Source organism: Penaeicola halotolerans (assembly GCF_016464625.1).
Taxonomy (GTDB): Bacteria; Bacteroidota; Bacteroidia; order Cytophagales; family Cyclobacteriaceae; genus Penaeicola; species Penaeicola halotolerans.
In genome coordinates this window covers 698,349-714,748 of the sequence record NZ_JAEAGO010000003.1, presented here as the reverse complement: position 1 = coordinate 714,748, position 16,400 = coordinate 698,349, and the positions used below count along the sequence as shown (strand labels likewise).

Genomic DNA, 16,400 nt, shown 5'->3' with positions numbered 1-16,400 from the left:
AATGGTAAGGACGAGAACCTAGCCGTAGTTAATGTATTAGCTAATGACAGACTTAACGGAGTTGCTGTCAACCCAGCAGATGTAACGCTCAGTAGAACCTCTCCAGTAGCAGGCAGTCCACTGACGCTGAATGCGGATGGCAGTGTAGATGTAGCAGCAGAGACAGCGGCAGGTATTTATACCCTGACTTATGAGATCAGTGAGAACCTGAACCCTACAAATACAGATCAGGCTACGGTCACAGTAGAAGTGGTAGCAGCAGCTATTGACGCAATTGATGATGATATTACAGGGATCAATGGTAAATCTGGAGCTAACAATGTTGTAAATGTTCTGACAAATGATTTACTAAACGGAGTTGCTGTCAACCCAGCAGATGTAACGCTCACTAGAACCTCTCCAGTAGCAGGCAGTCCACTGACGCTGAATGCGGATGGCAGTGTAGATGTAGCAGCAGAGACAGCGGCAGGTATTTATACTCTGACATATGAGATCAGTGAGAACCTGAACCCTACAAATACAGATCAGGCTATTGTTACAGTCATTGTAGAAGTGGCTGAGATTATAGCAAATGATGATTTAGTAGAAAATATCAATGGATTTGAAGGTATAACTGATGCGGGAATCAATGTTTTGACCAATGATTTACTTAATGGCGTAGCGGTAATCCCTTCTGAGGTGACTATTACACCAAACACGAATGGTCCACTGACAGTAAATGCTGACGGAACAGTCTCTGTGGATGCTAATACGCCAGCAGGTACTTACACAGTGACTTATGTGATCAGTGAGAATCTGAATCCAAGCAATACAGATCAGGCTACAGTCACAGTAGAGGTAGTAGCTCCAGCGATAGTAGCGACTAACGATACTTTTGGTCCAGTCAATGCATTTGATGGAGGCGTAGCAGGTAATGTTCTAGTGAATGATACTTACAACGGTGCAGGTGCTAGGTTAACAGAGACGGAGTTAGTGTTTGTATCTTCAACAGATCCAGCGGTTACTTTAGATCTAGCGACAGGCGAGATCAGTGTAGCGGCAGGCACAGCAGCGGGTACCTACACCTTAGAATACACATTAATAGACCAGTTAAACCCTACTAACACGGATAATGCAGTCGTAACGGTGACAGTAGAAGGTCCTGTTATGGAAGCTACTGCGGATAACTTTGGCCCAATCAATGGTTTTGAAGGTGTTGCTAATGTGGGTAACATTTTGACCAACGACACTTACAATGGTGCGACAGCAACTGTGAGCTTGGTAGATATCACGATAGTAACTCCTTTCAGCAATGGAAATGTTACACTAGATATCACTACGGGTCAGATCAGTGTAGCAGCTGGTACAGCAGCTGGCACTTACACACTTGAGTATAGCATCACGGATAAGTTAGATCCGAGCAATGTAGAGACTACTACTGTTATGGTAGAGGTAGCAGCAGCAGCTATTGAGGCGGTTGATGATACTTTTGGTCCAGTGAATGCATTTGATGGAGGCGTAGCAGGTAATGTTCTAGTGAATGATACTTACAACGGTACAGGTGCTAGGTTAACAGAGACAACACTTGTAGTTGTATCAGCAGACGCGCCATTGACATTAGATATCACGAGTGGTGATATTGAAGTAGCAGCAGGTACGGTAGCAGGTACATACACCTTAGAATACACATTAGTAGACCAGTTAAATCCTACTAACACTGATAATGCAGTCGTAACGGTGACTGTAGAAGGTCCTGTGATGGAAGCTACTGCGGATAACTTTGGCCCAATCAATGGTTTTGAAGGTGTTGCTAATGTGGGTAACATTTTGACCAACGACACTTACAATGGTGCGACAGCAACTGTGAGCTTGGTAGATATCACGATAGTAACTCCTTTCAGCAATGGAAATGTTACACTAGATATCACTACGGGTCAGATTAGTGTAGCAGCAGGAACAGCAGCGGGTACTTACACACTTGAGTATAGCATCACGGATAAGTTAGATCCGAGCAATGTAGAGACTGCCACGGTTACGGTAGAAGTAATAGCTGCAGAGATTGAAGCTATTAATGACAACGCTTCAGGTATCAATGGTAAATCTGGAGCTAACAATGTCGTAAATGTTCTGACGAATGATTTACTAAACGGAGTAGCAGTAGTTCCAGCAGATGTAACGATCAGTAGAACCTCTCCAGTAGCAGACAGCCCACTAACGCTGAATGCTGATGGCTCAGTGGATGTTGCATCGATGACAGCGGCAGGCACTTATACCCTGACTTATGAGATCAGCGAGAACCTGAACCCTACAAATACAGATCAGGCTATTGTTACAGTCATTGTAGAAGTGGCTGAGATTATAGCAAATGATGATTTAGTAGAAAATATCAATGGATTTGAAGGTATAACTGATGCGGGAATCAATGTTTTGACCAATGATTTACTTAATGGCGTAGCGGTAATCCATTCTGAGGTGACGATTACACCAAACACGAATGGTCCACTGACAGTAAATGCTGACGGAACAGTCTCTGTGGATGCTAATACGCCAGCAGGTACTTATTCAGTGACTTATGAAATCAGTGAGAAACTGAATCCAAGTAATACAGCTACAGCAACTGTCACAGTAGAGGTAGTAGCACCAGTGATTGAAGCTAATGATGATAGTTTTGGTACCATCAATGGATTTGAAGGTGGACTTGCTGGAAATGTTTTGACAAATGATACTTACAATTCCGCATCAGTGAATACGAGTCAAGTGTCTATCTCTTTAGTATCAGCTGATAGTGGATTGGAATTAGACGAGATGACTGGTGAGGTAAATGTCATTAGCGGAACTGAAGCAGGTACTTATAATTTGACCTACAGCATCATAGATAATCTAAATCCTACCAATCAAAGCCAAGCTTTAGTAGCAGTAGTAGTGGGAGCTCCTGATATCGCAGCGATTAACGATACTTACACAGATATCAATGGCTTTACTGGAGGTCAAGTAGGCAATTTGTTAGCCAATGACATATACAGTGGATCATCAGCGAATATCGCAGAGGTAAGTATTGAGGTGGTAAATGCGGCTCCTCAAATCAATGTCGATGTGACTACAGGTGCAGTGAGCGTGCCAAGCAAAACTTCTGCTGGAACATATCAAGTAGTTTACAGAATTGTAGACAAATTGAATCCAAGTAATGTGTCTGAGGCTACGATCACAGTAACGGTACTAGCTGCATCGATAGAAGCGATCAATGATACTTATTTTGAAGTAAATGGCTTTACTGGAAATACCAATGTGGCCAATGTCCTTGAAAATGATTTGCTGAATGGTGAAACAGTCAATCCAGATGATGTCACTATAGCCCAGCTGAGCTCAAGTGATCCTGCAGTAAGATTGATTCCTGGTACAGGTATCCTATCAGTAGCAGCTGGTACAGAGGCTGGTCAATATCAGCTTACTTACAGAATCACTGATAACATCAACAGCGATAATTTTAGTGAAGCAGAAGTAAGCATTGAGGTCATTGCCGCACCAATCGTAGCAAATGATGATACATATGGTGATATCAACGGCTTCAGTGGCAAAGAAGATGTTGGAAACGTATTGGCTAACGATCGATTTAATGGTACAGCATCTAGTATAAGTGATGTTACGCTAGATGTCATAGAGGCAGCATCAAACACCAATGTAGTTTTAGATATCAATACAGGCTTAGTGAAAGTTTCTCCACTCACACCAGCAGGAAACTACACGATCAAATATAGAAAAACTGATAAACTCAATGCTGATAATTCTGACGAGGCTACTGTATTCATTGAAGTATTGCCAGCGCCAGTATTAGCCATAGAGGATGACTTCAGAGATGTGGGTGTGTTTGAAGGTAGAGCTCGAACTCAGATAGGTAACATATTCGAAAATGATGCTTTCAATGAGCAGAGATTAGATCTCAGCAATGTGACGGTGAGCATTGGAGAAAACCTCGATAGAGTGCCTGACTTTGTGGTGATCGATGACCTAGGAAATGTCAGCGTGCTAGAGACAGCTACTCCAGGTGTTTACACATTTGATTACACAATATGCAGCACATTGAACCCATCAAGCTGTAGCACAGCTAGTGTGACCATACTAGTACAAGAGCTTTCGATAGATATGTCTATCAGCAAGTCTTCATTCAACGCTGAGATCTTTGAAGGGACTAATTATGATTATGAGATCTTAGTGGAAAACAATAGTGACTTCGATGCGACTAATGTCGTGATCAGAGACTTGATGCCAAATAATGCGACACTAGTCAATGTAGAGTATAGAGTGACTAACTCACGCATTGTGACTGAGCGAAGGTTTGAAGGTACAGATATCATCTTTGAGGTGGCAGACTTCCCTAGAGGAGAGCAGTTACTGATTATTTTGACAGTCAATGCTGGAAACTTTGGACCTGTGGTAAATGAAGTCACAGTAACGGCCAAGGAGAACGATAATAGACCAAATAACAACAGGTCTATAGACCGCAATGAGATCAAGCCATTCTTTATCCCTGATGTCATCACACCAGGTAGAGCAGATGGTAAAAACGATCGATTTGTGATCAATGGCTTGCAGAAGTTTGAGAAGAACAAGCTCGTGATCATCAATAGATGGAATGACCACGTGTACCAGTCAGAAAACTATCAAAATGACTGGAGTGCCAACGGGCTTAATGCAGGTACTTACTACTATGTATTGACTTCAATAGATGGTCAAGGTAAGGAACACATATTCAAGGGATGGATTCAAGTGATAAAATAGATTGCTAAATGAAAAAAAGTTTACTATTGATGGCGTTTATTATGCTGAGTTTGGTCACCCAAGCTCAGCAAACGCCACAGTTTACACAATACATATTCAATGGGATACATATTAATCCTGGATATGCTGGCTATAAAGGTGTGCCTTACTTTCAAAGCACATATAGGAGACAGTGGGTCAATCTCCCAGGAGCTCCTCGTACACTATCTGTATCAGCAGATGTCAGTGCCAATGAAGGCACGATGGGCTTTGGATTGTCTATACTAGCGGATCAAGCGGGGCCTACCTCGACTACTACTGGTTCTCTCTCGTATGCTTACAGAGTGCAAGTAGGCAGAGAGTCGTTCATCGGTCTAGGTGTGAGTGCAGGTATGGCACAGTATGTTTTGGACGGCTCAAAACTCAACCCAGCGGACATGGATGATCCAGATATTCCTCAGGGAAGGCAGCAAGTGATCGCCCCGGATATGAGTTTGGGTATATTCTTTCATAATGAGCGATACTACGCTGGACTCAGTGCTTTCAACTTGATCGGTCAGAGTACTATCGCTAATCAAAACATTTCTTTATCCTTTCACAATTACCACTACTACTTCACAGCAGGAGGATTGTTCGATATGGGATATAGTGTGAAGTTTAAACCTTCTTTTTTGATCAGAGAAGAGACTGCTGGGCCAACCAATTATGATATTAATGCCATGTTTTTATTCAATGAAAGACTATGGTTAGGAACATCCTTTAGGTCTAATGTTAAATTCAACAAAGAAAATTTGCAAAATGCCCTAAATAATAGAAATTCTATCGCTATCTTGATAGAAGTATTTGCTACAGAGGATTTTAGAATTGGATATGCCTTTGACTACAATACCAATGCGCTTCAAGGCTTGAATAACAATTCACATGAAATATCATTGGGCTACTACATCAATCCGAAGTATAAAAGAATGAGAAATCCTAGATGGTTTTAATCATGAGAAGAAGAATTACATTTTTAATCTTGATACTTTTTTCAGTGCAGCTCAGCTATGGTCAGCGGGCTTTAGTGAAGTATGGTAATCGTCAGTTTGAGCAGCTTAATTATGAAGGGTCTTTATTGGCTTTCAAGAAGGCTTACGCGAGTGAAAAGGAGTATGAACTAGCCAAAAAGATTGCTTTTACACACCAGCTAAGGGCTGAATATGACAGTGCGAGTATATGGTATCTTGAGGCCCTTACTTTTGCGGAGTCTAATCAAACGGATATAGAGAATCTCCTTAAAGTGACTTATCAGACGGGCGATTTCGATGCTTTTGAATTGATGAAAGACACGCTAGCAGTCAATGAAGAGGGATACTTATCTGACATGATGATCATGCTGACGAGCTTCGAATCTCCAAGAAGGTTTAGAATATCCCCTTTGGATCAGTACAACACTAAGTTCTCTGAGTTTGGCTATACGACCGATTTTGAGGGAAATAAATATTTTACTTCAGATAGAAGGGAAGAAGCAGTAAAGAAAAAGGATGAGATTAAGGTTAAGTCTGTACGATTTGACTTGGGGAAATCTTTCAATAAAGAGATCGATGAGATCACTGGTAGAGACTATTTTTCAATCTACAGAGTGACCGATGATCGACTTGATGAGCTCAAATCTCCCGTTCCTAATACTTACCATTTTACCGACATCACTTTCTTGAGAAATGCTCCAGTGGCTTTCTATACCATCACGAGAGATATTAAGGCGAGAGGTAAAACTGACGTCACTATCAACCCAGAGATATTTTTCAGTACGGTCAATACTAGAAATGGGAATCTCACAGATTATGATCCACTTCCAGTAAATAATAATTTGTCTTATGCAGTCATGTCTCCATATGTAGACGAAGCAAATAAGCGTGTTTACTTTTCTTCTAACATGCCAGGCGGAAAGGGAGGTTTTGATCTATACTATGTTACTTATTCAGAAAACTTCACGTTTAGTGAGCCGGTCAATCTAGGAGATAATATCAACTCAGAAGGAGATGAGAAGTACCCTTATGTAGAAGCGGATTACTTGTATTTTTCTTCCAATGGACATGCAGGTCTTGGAGGCTTGGATATTTTCAAGTCACAACTAGCAGGAGAAGCATTCTCTGCGGTTCAAAATCTGGGTTTACCATTCAACTCGCCACAGGATGACTTTGCTTACGAGAGACAAGGTAGAGATATACTGCTCGCCTCTAATAGAGCAGATGGACAGGGCTATGACGACTTGTACAAGGTAGAGTTGGCTTTTAGAAGATTTACAGCCACAGTCCTCAACTGCAATACCAATGAACCGATCAGTAACTTTAAGATCAGCCTGCAAAATCCTGAAGGAGAGTTGTTGACAACGATGGAAGGCGAAGGAGATAATGTCTTTGAGCTAGACTATGAGCAGGATTACAAAGTCACAATCTCAGGTGAAGGATTCTTTCCTAAAGAAGTCCCAGCTATCAAGGTAGACGCTGACTCAGATGAAGATTTAGACATCACATATAGCCTCACTCCGATACCTTACAAATTGAATGTATTCAGCGACAAAATCTATTTTGATCTGGATGAGTCAGACATCAGAATAGAGGCTCGAGCTGCGCTAAATGAAGTGGTAGAGCTCCTGAAGGACAATGACTTTGTGAACTTAAAGATCAAAGCACATACTGATGTCAGAGCTACGGATGAGTACAATTTAGCTCTGAGTGAGCGTAGAGCACAGGCTGTAAGCGAATACCTAGCGGCTCAAGGAGTCTCTCCTGATAGAGTCAAGCTAGAATGGGTAGGAGAGTCAGAGCCAGCGGTAGAGTGTACGCCAGAGAATCCATGCTCTGAACTCAATCATCAGATCAATCGTAGAGCAGAACTGATCGTAGAGGCCTTCCCTGATGAGAAAGTCAACTATGAGGTACCTGCTCAACTAGGAGATGTAGCCCTATGTAGTACAGAAGAAATCGCAGAAAAAATTGCTGGTAAGGCACTTTTCAGATTACCTACGATCTATTTTGACTTTGATAAGTTTAAGCTAAACATACACAGTCAGGTAGCACTAGAAGATGTGCATAATATCCTCAGCGAAAATGAGTCACTCAGACTTTCGATCGAGGGACACACAGACCTCAAAGGCCCTGCACTCTACAATCAGAAACTCTCTGAGCGCAGAGCATTAGCAGTGAGAAACTACCTCATCAATAAGGGGATCTCTGAGGATCGCTTGACCTATAAGTGGTTTGGTAAGTCAGCTCCACTCTATACCTGCGAGTCGGGTGACTGCACAGAGGAGCAACATCAGCTAAATAGAAGAACAGAGCTTCGCATCATCGAAGCAGAAGATAAATAAAGTAAGTATAACGAGTCCCAAATTAGGAAAACTACCGGCTTCTGGCTGGTAGTTTTTTTGTTTTAAGGGAAAGGATGATGAGAGGCTTTTTTGAATAGTGTAAACAAAAAAAGCCCACTTTTAAGTGAGCTTTTACCGTTTGATTTAGTACCCAGGGCCGGAGTCGAACCGGCACGCCCGAAGGCATTGGTGTTTGAGACCAACGCGTCTACCGATTCCGCCACCTGGGCAAGTACTCGCGTCTATCAAACGGGATGCAAATATTATAAATCAAGTTGAGCTTTGCAATAGGGCTAGAGAACTTCCAATAACTTTTTTTGAGACTGTGCAACTGGTTTTTCAGCAAACAATACCTTTGTCTGAGCCCATACTTCTTTAAACAGCTGAGAGTCACGATACTTGTTGAGTGCAGACTCATCTTCCCAGTAGCTATAGGTTGTAAAAACATTTGAGGCGTGATAGTCTTGCCAAAGTGTTAAGTGGTGACAACCCTCGAAATGTCGGATTTTCTCTTTGCTTGCTTCAAAAATGGCTAAGAAATGATCCACCTCTTCAGGACGAAATGTCATCCGTACCGTTCTGATTAGCATTTTAGCCCTCCTGTTTAAATTCTACGTAAACGGGACTGTCATAATGCAAGCCGAGTAGTTCAGAACCATTGCCTTGGCTGATGCCGATTTCTAGCAGTCCGAGGCTATTGAAGAGCGCAAAGCATTCCCCATTTACTACATCATCATAATTGGTACTGATAGTCTGAAGCGACTCACGTCCAAAGACGATATTGAATTCACCATTTTTATTTAAAGTATTGAATACATCCTGACGAATATTGGTGATCAGATTGCCATAGTTATCCACTCGAAGCACATAGCCTGAGATTTGTTTTTTGGTAGCCTTAAACTGGCGAGGCATCATCCTGCGAATGCTTGGGAGTGGCCCACCAAAATCATGGATGGCTTGACCACTGGCTACTTTAGCTGCGATAGGTGCTAAGATATCTCTGGTAGGGAAGTTGCTGTTTCTTGCATGAAAACCACCGATATTGACAATGATGCCAGGCTCATGTTCACTGATCATGCTGAGCAGACCATTGTTTGCACCTAAGAAGATGTGCTCCTCTAGCTTCACTGCGATGAATCCATCACTGAGATTACTAGTCGTATTGACAGAGACGAGATGAACAGTACCCTTTGGAAAATCCCTAAAAGCAGAATTGAGAACAAATGATGCATGCGCAATATCATAAGGAGCTATCTGATGTGAAATATCCACGATATTGAGCGCAGGATTCACAGAGAGCATCTTTGCTTTTACGCTTGCCACATAGTGATCAGAAAGTCCGAAATCTGACAGAAAAGTGATTAAAGCCATGAGGGCAATGAATTAATTTTTATAATTTTGAATACAAAGATAAATTTTTTAGTTACTTAACAAACAGACACCCTTTAAAGGTAATCAGATTGGTAGAAAAAGTCATCACATTAGAAAACGTTTCTTTGGTAGATTTCTTAGGAGCGGGAAATGAAAATATCAAACAAGTCGCAGCGGCTTTTCCACAGAGCAAAGTGATCTCTAGAGGAAATGAGATTCGCATCCAAGGCAGCACGCCTGAGATCATCCGTATCAATGATATCCTCAATATGCTCTTGCAGCATTACAATAGGTTCGGTGCAGTCACACCTGAAAATGTCAAGGAATACATCGAGCTAGAGGAGGTACCTCACTATGAAGAGAAGCAAAATGATGTGCTCGTCTATGGTACAAGAGGTGTGGTCGTCAAGCCTAAGACCAATAATCAGAAGAAACTAGTAGAGTTAGCTTTTAAAAATGATTTGGTTTTTGCTATGGGACCTGCTGGTACTGGTAAGACCTTTATCGCAGTGGCACTAGCCGTCAGAGCACTCAAAAACCGAGAAGTAAAGCGCATCATCATCACCAGACCAGCTGTAGAGGCAGGAGAGAACCTTGGATTTTTACCAGGAGACTTGCAAGAAAAGCTTGATCCATACCTAAGGCCGATCTATGACGCACTTGATGAGATGATTCCTTCGGAGAAGCTTAAGTTTTACAGAGAAAACAGGGTGATCGAGATTGCACCTTTGGCTTATATGAGAGGTCGTACACTACATGATGCCTTTATCATCCTTGACGAAGCGCAAAATACGACTCCTATGCAGATCAAGATGTTTCTCACGCGTATGGGGCCTAACTCCAAGGTGATCATCACGGGAGATTACTCTCAGATAGATCTCCCTAAGCGTCAAAAATCAGGGCTGATTGAGGCACTAGATATTTTGAAAAATGTAAAAGGTATCGGTTTTATCAATCTCAGTGGTAAGGACGTCATCAGACATAAGCTGGTGAAATCCATCATAGAAGCCTATGATAAAGTAGAAAATAATCCGTCTAGCAATGACTAAGATTCAAGCTAATGTGATCCATACTGAAGCCGAGCTCAAGGAAGTTTTCGCTATCCGTGAAGAAGTATTCGTCATCGAGCAAGAAGTAGCTCCAGAAGAAGAGTATGATGAGTTTGAAGAAACTTCTAGGCATTTCTTATCAACAGTAGATGACAGACCTGCTGGGACTGCTCGCTGGAGATTTACAGATAAGGGAATCAAACTGGAGAGATTTGCTGTCAGAAAAGCTTTTAGAGGTCAAGGTGTGGGTGCAAGTCTCGTTCAAGCAGTCTTGGATGACATCGCTAAAGCTAATGGGAGTTCTGGCAAGTTACTTTATCTACATGCGCAGCTTGATGCCATGCCTCTGTATGCCAAGTTTGGATTTGAAAAAGTAGGAGATATGTTCATAGAGTGCGATATCAAGCACTTTAAGATGCAGCGATATTTGTAACAAATTAGATTTGTTTTAGAATTATTATCATTTTCCTATATTAGGAAGATGATAAGGTTTTGGAACGAATTTCCTTTTTTAAGATACACCTTATTTTTGGCTGCTGGTGTACTGTTGTATATTGAGCTGGGGCCTTTGATCGATAAGGCTACTGCTTTGCTGCTAACGAGTATATTTTTCTTACTGACCTTACTTTTTAGATTTGCGATCAGTCCACGCACTTTTTATGAGAAGAGTTATTGGCTTATCGTCTTTGTCTTCCCATTTTTTTCGCTCTTAGGCTTTCTGAGAACCGTTCAGGTAGATGAGTTTCGTGATCCTAGACATTTTCAAAACTTTGAGTTTGAGGCGTACTTAGCCACAGTGATTGAGCCAGATGTTTATACTAAGAAGAGCATCAAGACGGTACTAGAGGTTCAAGGAATCTGGACAGGGGATTCACTGCGTCCTGCAGTCGGACAGCTCATACACTATCGACCACAAAGCATGGATAGTCTCAAACTGATCTATGGCGATCAAGTCATGATCAAAGGACAGCCACAGGCACTCAGTGAACCAGCAAATCCGGGTGAGTTTAACTACAAGAGATTCCTTTCCTTTTCACAAATTTATCATCAACAATTTACTAGAGATCCAATATTGCTCGTAGGTCATAAACCTTCTAACGCACTCATAGCTCAAGCCTATCTATGGAGAGAGAAGTTGACGCAACTGCTCAAAACTAATATCCATAGAGAACAAAGTTATCAAATCGCCAAAGCACTTATACTCGGTCAAAAGGACGAACTGCAAGATGAGGTAAGTGCTGCTTATGCAGCAGCTGGCGCGATGCATGTCCTAGCTGTATCAGGCCTGCATGTAGGGATTGTTTATGGGATTTTTTGGTTGGTATTGAAGCGATTCCAGCGAAAAAGATGGGTTAGGTATGCCTCAGCGGCACTCTTAGTTTTAATACTCTGGGCTTTTGCATTGCTCACGGGTCTTTCGCCTTCCGTCATGCGTGCAGCTACTATGTTTTCGGCCATTATCATCGCCCAAGCGATTGCTCGCAAGACCAATATCTATAATGTACTATCGATTTCAGCTTTCATTCTTATCATGGCCAATCCATACATACTGGTATCTGTAGGCTTTCAGCTTTCTTACTTGGCAGTAGTAGGGATCGTCTACTTGCAGCCTTTGATCAAAAAATGGTGGATGCCACCTAATCGACTGATCGGCTACTTCTGGGAGCTGACAGCAGTGAGTCTAGCAGCACAGATCGCCACCGCTCCAGTCAGTATGCATTATTTCCATCAGTTTCCAGTGTATTTTTTAGTGAGTAACCTGATCGTGATACCAGCGGCAGGACTGATTCTCTATGGTGGAGTTTTGATGATTTTATTTCAAGGAGTTCCTTTGATCACTACTGCAGTCGGATGGTGTATCGATACGACCATTTGGCTAGTTAATGTAGTCGTTTTTTGGGTAGAAAGTCTTCCTATGAGTTTGCTCACGGATATTTATCTATCTATTACTAATACTTATTTTCTGTATTTCTTTATCATTTTCTTCATTCTTTTTTGGCAAAGGAAGAGTTTCAATTGGTTGATTGCATGTGCTTTGAGTTTATTCATATTGATAGGTCAGCGAGCTTATGAGCTTTGGAGGTACAATGAACGAGAGAAGCTGGTGATTTATCATGTCAATGGAGCTACTGCCTTAGACCATTTCAATGAAGGAAAGCTAAGTACTTGGCTCAGTGATGAGCTACTATTAGACAGAGATAGGCAGGTCTTTCATATCAGACCAAACCGTATTAGACATGGGATGAATGGGGTCAATTTGAGTAATTCCCTTTTACCGATTTCCGAGGGACTTTTTAGGGTGGGAGATAGGTTTGTAGGGATGATTTCGGATTTACCGAGCACAGTTCCAGAAAATCCTGTACCAGTAGATATTTTGATCATACAAGATCGAGGATTAGATGATTTAAGTGATTTGCTTCCTTATTTTGAAGTCAATACGCTTATCTTTGATGGGACTAATCCCTCATGGTATGTCGATCAGCTTTTGGCTGAAGATGGAGCGTATCCATTTGAGGTGATCAGCGTACATGAAAGCGGGGCTATAGCACTTACTTTCTAATTATTCAATCAAAATAAGACCCAAAATTATCCATAGGTATGTTTGAACACATCGACACCAATACTTCACAGCGTATCGGATACATCACGCTCAAAAGAGCCGAAAAGCGCAATGCACTCAATGAGCTGATGGTAACAGAGCTGATCCAAGCACTTAACGGCTTTGAAAATAATAGCCGTGTGAAGGTGGTAGTTTTAAAAGCAGAAGGAAAAGCATTCTGTGCTGGAGCGGATTTAGCTTATCTTCAAAATCTCCAAAACTTCAGTTATGAGGAAAACTTGGCAGATTCTAATCATCTTAAGAGTCTTTTTCACAAAATCTATACTTTCCCTAAAGTCATCATCGCTCAGATACAAGGTCACGCCATAGCAGGTGGATGCGGCTTAGCTACTGTGTGTGATTTTTCATTTACTGTTCCCGAAGCACTTTTTGGCTATACTGAAGTAAAGATCGGATTCATACCAGCGATTGTGAAGGTTTTTTTACTTAGAAAAATTGGAGAAGGGCGAGCCAAGGAACTACTCCTCTCAGGAGAGCTCATTTCAGCAGAACAAGCGCAAGCTTATGGATTGATCAATTATATAGTGCCAGCAGAAGCATTGGAGGCCCAAGTACAAGAATTTGCAGAGAAACTTATCAAAACGAATTCGGCTCAGTCTATGGCCTACACTAAAAAGATGATCGCAGATATACAGAGCAAAGGCTTAGAGGAAGCGCTCAATTATGCGGCTGAAATGAATGCTAAAGCAAGAGGAAGTGAAGACTGTAAAAAGGGGATCGCAGCATTCCTAAATAAAGAAGAAATCAGCTGGTAGATGGCTACTACTGCTAAAGACATACTCAAACAAGTATGGGGGCATGATGACTTTCGTGTGCCTCAAGACAAGATCATAGAGGCTGTTTTAGCAGGTCAAGATGTGCTCGCTTTGTTGCCTACTGGTGGGGGAAAATCCATTTGTTTTCAAGTACCAGCACTCATGAGAGCAGGTGTCTGTTTGGTGATATCTCCACTCATCGCTTTGATGAAAGATCAAGTGGAAAATCTCAAGCGTAAGGGTATCAAAGCGTATGCGATCTATTCGGGGATGACAAAAAGAGAGATCGATATCGTATTGGATAACTGTATCTATGGAGATGTCAAATTCTTATATGTTTCCCCAGAGCGTCTCAAAGCTGATATTTTTAGAGAGCGATTTGCTAAGATGAATGTATCTCTCATCGCTGTAGATGAGGCACACTGCATCTCTCAGTGGGGATATGATTTTAGACCTCCCTATCTTGAGATAGCGGAGATCAGAGCTTTGCAGCCAACTGTCAATGTGATCGCACTTACAGCGACAGCTACTCCTCAGGTGCAAGCCGACATTCAAGAAAAATTAGCTTTCAAGTCGGGTCACGAGCGCTTTGTCAAAAGCTTTGCTAGGTCCAACCTCTCTTATGCGGTGAGGATAGTGGAGGACAAAGAAGAGAAACTCATAGAAGTTCTCCAGCAAGTGCAAGGCACGGCAGTAGTCTATGTGCGCAATAGAAAAGCTACTCAGGACATCGCCCAATTAATCAGCAAAAGAGGAATATCTGCTACTTATTATCATGCAGGGCTCAATAATGCTCAGCGCGAAGTCAGACAAAAAGACTGGATGCAAGGCAAAGTACGCGTGATCGTAGCGACCAATGCTTTTGGGATGGGAATAGACAAGCCAGATGTCAGATGTGTCATACATCTAGACCTACCAGAGCACTTAGAGGCGTACTATCAAGAGGCTGGTAGAGCTGGTAGAGATGAGAAAAGAGCCTTTGCAGTGATACTGGCTTATCGTACTGAGGGAGAAGAGCTCATCGAGCGAGCAGAGGCAACTTATCCACCGATAGACTTTATCAAAAAAGTATATCAATCATTGGCCAATTACTATCGAATAGCAGTAGGTAGCAGCTTACTAGCAGATTATGATTTTGATATTCATGACTTTATAGCGACTTACAAGCTTGATGGCTTAGCTGTTTACAGAGCTATTAAGTTGCTTCAAGAAGCTGGCTTTATTGAGTTGAGCGAGGCATATTACAAGCCATCTACGCTGATGTTTGCGGTAGACAATCGCAAGCTTTACGAATTCCAGATAGCACAGGCCAAGTTAGATCTTTTTATCAAGGCACTCTTGAGACTGTATGGAGGAGAGCTTTTTAGGGATTTTTTTAAAATCTCAGAAGAAAAAATCGCTGAGGTGCTTAGTATTCCTGTCTCAGAGGTATTCAAAAAACTGCAATACCTAGAGCAATCTGGGATCATCTACTATCAACCTCGAAAGGACAAGCCTCAATTGACTTTTCTCACCCCTAGATATGATGCGACTAGTCTTCCTATAGATACGCGACTCATCAAGTTTAGAAAAGAAACAGCCATAGAGAAAGCACGCGCCATGTCGGCCTATGTGAATGACTCAACTTTTTGTAGGACTAGGCGTTTTATGGAGTACTTTGGGGAGGAAAGCTATAATGACTGCGGTGCTTGTGATGTCTGCATAGACAAGAAGAAAGAGCAAGTAGAAAACCCGATAAAAGATAAAGTTTTGAACATTTTACAAGATCAGAGGCTTACCTTTGAAGAATTATTGGCGTGCTTCAAACCTGCAGATAAGGAAAATCTGGCTAGCTGTCTTAGAAATCTAAGAGATGTTGGCATCCTTGATGTAGATGCACAAAAAAAGCTTTACATTCATCATTGATATGCCAGGTTTTTTCGATCAGATATTTTCAGGGCTTTTTCCCAAAGGAAAGGGAAGTCAGCCAGTCCAAGTGCAAGAGCCTATTGTCAGAAGTGCTGAGGAGTTGAAATCTCTACAAATATGGTCATACTCTGAGGAAGCTAAGTCGCTCTATGATCAAGTCTATCGCTCCTATCACCTCAAGAAGGCTAAGATTAATAATAAACCCGAAGTGCATGTTTTTGCGTCTGCCTATGCCAATGGTTTTGCTTTGAGCTATCAAGAAGAGATGGGTAAGCAGCAGTTTCAGTTTTTCTTTGACTCTTTAAAAGATAAGGTCATAGAAATGGGCTATCGACTGGCTAGCTCTGATAGGAAGATAGAGGAGAAGTCAGAATATATCAATACACTAGAAAAACACTATCTGAAACCACCCTTACAAGATCCGATTGGAGGCTTGATTGATCAGATGTTTGGGAACATACTCATAGAATATGTCCAAGTAAACACACGACCTAGCTATATCAAAGTGCTAGCTAGCGTGTATTCTGATAGGCTGTACAAAGACGCTGGAGATTTTAATGATTTTATGGATAGGCTTTTCTCGCAGGCCTGATTTTTGAGTATTTGTGTTT

The 16,400-nt window shown here is 41.8% G+C and carries 11 protein-coding genes and 1 tRNA gene; 9 read left to right on the top strand and 3 right to left on the bottom strand.

Annotated elements, in window-relative coordinates; genetic code table 11:
• From I5349_RS10745 to I5349_RS10735, 3 genes are all read left to right on the top strand, one after another.
• A partial coding sequence (locus tag I5349_RS10745) for a T9SS type B sorting domain-containing protein (protein WP_226390760.1) occupies positions 1-4,755 on the top strand: 4,755 nt, incomplete at its 5' end.
• A gap of 8 nt (positions 4,756-4,763) precedes the next feature.
• Positions 4,764-5,723, top strand: coding sequence for a PorP/SprF family type IX secretion system membrane protein (locus I5349_RS10740; protein WP_226390759.1), 960 nt, complete (start codon positions 4,764-4,766; stop codon positions 5,721-5,723).
• A 2-nt stretch (positions 5,724-5,725) separates the two neighbouring features.
• Complete coding sequence (locus I5349_RS10735) at positions 5,726-8,086, top strand: OmpA family protein (RefSeq protein WP_226390758.1); 2,361 nt, start codon at positions 5,726-5,728, stop codon at positions 8,084-8,086.
• A gap of 148 nt (positions 8,087-8,234) precedes the next feature.
• Here the strand turns inward: I5349_RS10735 and I5349_RS10730 are convergent.
• The 3 genes from I5349_RS10730 to I5349_RS10720 form a co-directional block, all read right to left on the bottom strand.
• Positions 8,235-8,316: transfer RNA gene (locus tag I5349_RS10730), tRNA-Leu, on the bottom strand.
• 63 nt (positions 8,317-8,379) lie between these two features.
• The gene (locus I5349_RS10725; protein ID WP_226390757.1) at positions 8,380-8,676 is read right to left on the bottom strand and encodes a putative quinol monooxygenase; all 297 of its coding nucleotides are present in this window, start codon (positions 8,674-8,676) and stop codon (positions 8,380-8,382) included.
• A gap of 1 nt (position 8,677) precedes the next feature.
• The gene (locus tag I5349_RS10720; RefSeq protein WP_226390756.1) at positions 8,678-9,457 is read right to left on the bottom strand and encodes an SAM hydrolase/SAM-dependent halogenase family protein; all 780 of its coding nucleotides are present in this window, start codon (positions 9,455-9,457) and stop codon (positions 8,678-8,680) included.
• Positions 9,458-9,546: 89 nt separating this feature from the next.
• Here I5349_RS10720 and I5349_RS10715 point away from each other — a divergent pair, with 89 nt between their 5' ends.
• From I5349_RS10715 to I5349_RS10690, 6 genes are read left to right on the top strand one after another with little or no spacing between them, the layout of a single operon-like run.
• A complete protein-coding gene (locus I5349_RS10715) occupies positions 9,547-10,506 on the top strand; it encodes a PhoH family protein (RefSeq protein ID WP_226390755.1) in 960 nt (319 codons plus the stop codon).
• Positions 10,499-10,939, top strand: coding sequence for a GNAT family N-acetyltransferase (locus I5349_RS10710; RefSeq protein WP_226390754.1), 441 nt, complete (start codon positions 10,499-10,501; stop codon positions 10,937-10,939). The genes I5349_RS10715 and I5349_RS10710 overlap by 8 nt, the downstream gene beginning before the upstream one ends.
• A gap of 48 nt (positions 10,940-10,987) precedes the next feature.
• Positions 10,988-13,066 (top strand): ComEC/Rec2 family competence protein, encoded by a 2,079-nt coding sequence (locus I5349_RS10705; RefSeq protein WP_226390753.1) that lies wholly within the window; start codon positions 10,988-10,990, stop codon positions 13,064-13,066.
• Positions 13,067-13,104: 38 nt separating this feature from the next.
• Entirely contained in the window at positions 13,105-13,881 is a 777-nt protein-coding gene (locus I5349_RS10700) for an enoyl-CoA hydratase/isomerase family protein (RefSeq protein WP_226390752.1), read from the top strand.
• Positions 13,882-15,786, top strand: coding sequence for a RecQ family ATP-dependent DNA helicase (locus I5349_RS10695; protein WP_226390751.1), 1,905 nt, complete (start codon positions 13,882-13,884; stop codon positions 15,784-15,786).
• Positions 15,755-16,381, top strand: a complete 627-nt coding sequence (locus I5349_RS10690; protein WP_226390777.1) for a hypothetical protein — start codon at positions 15,755-15,757, stop codon at positions 16,379-16,381. The genes I5349_RS10695 and I5349_RS10690 overlap by 32 nt, the downstream gene beginning before the upstream one ends.
• Positions 16,382-16,400 lie beyond the last annotated feature (19 nt).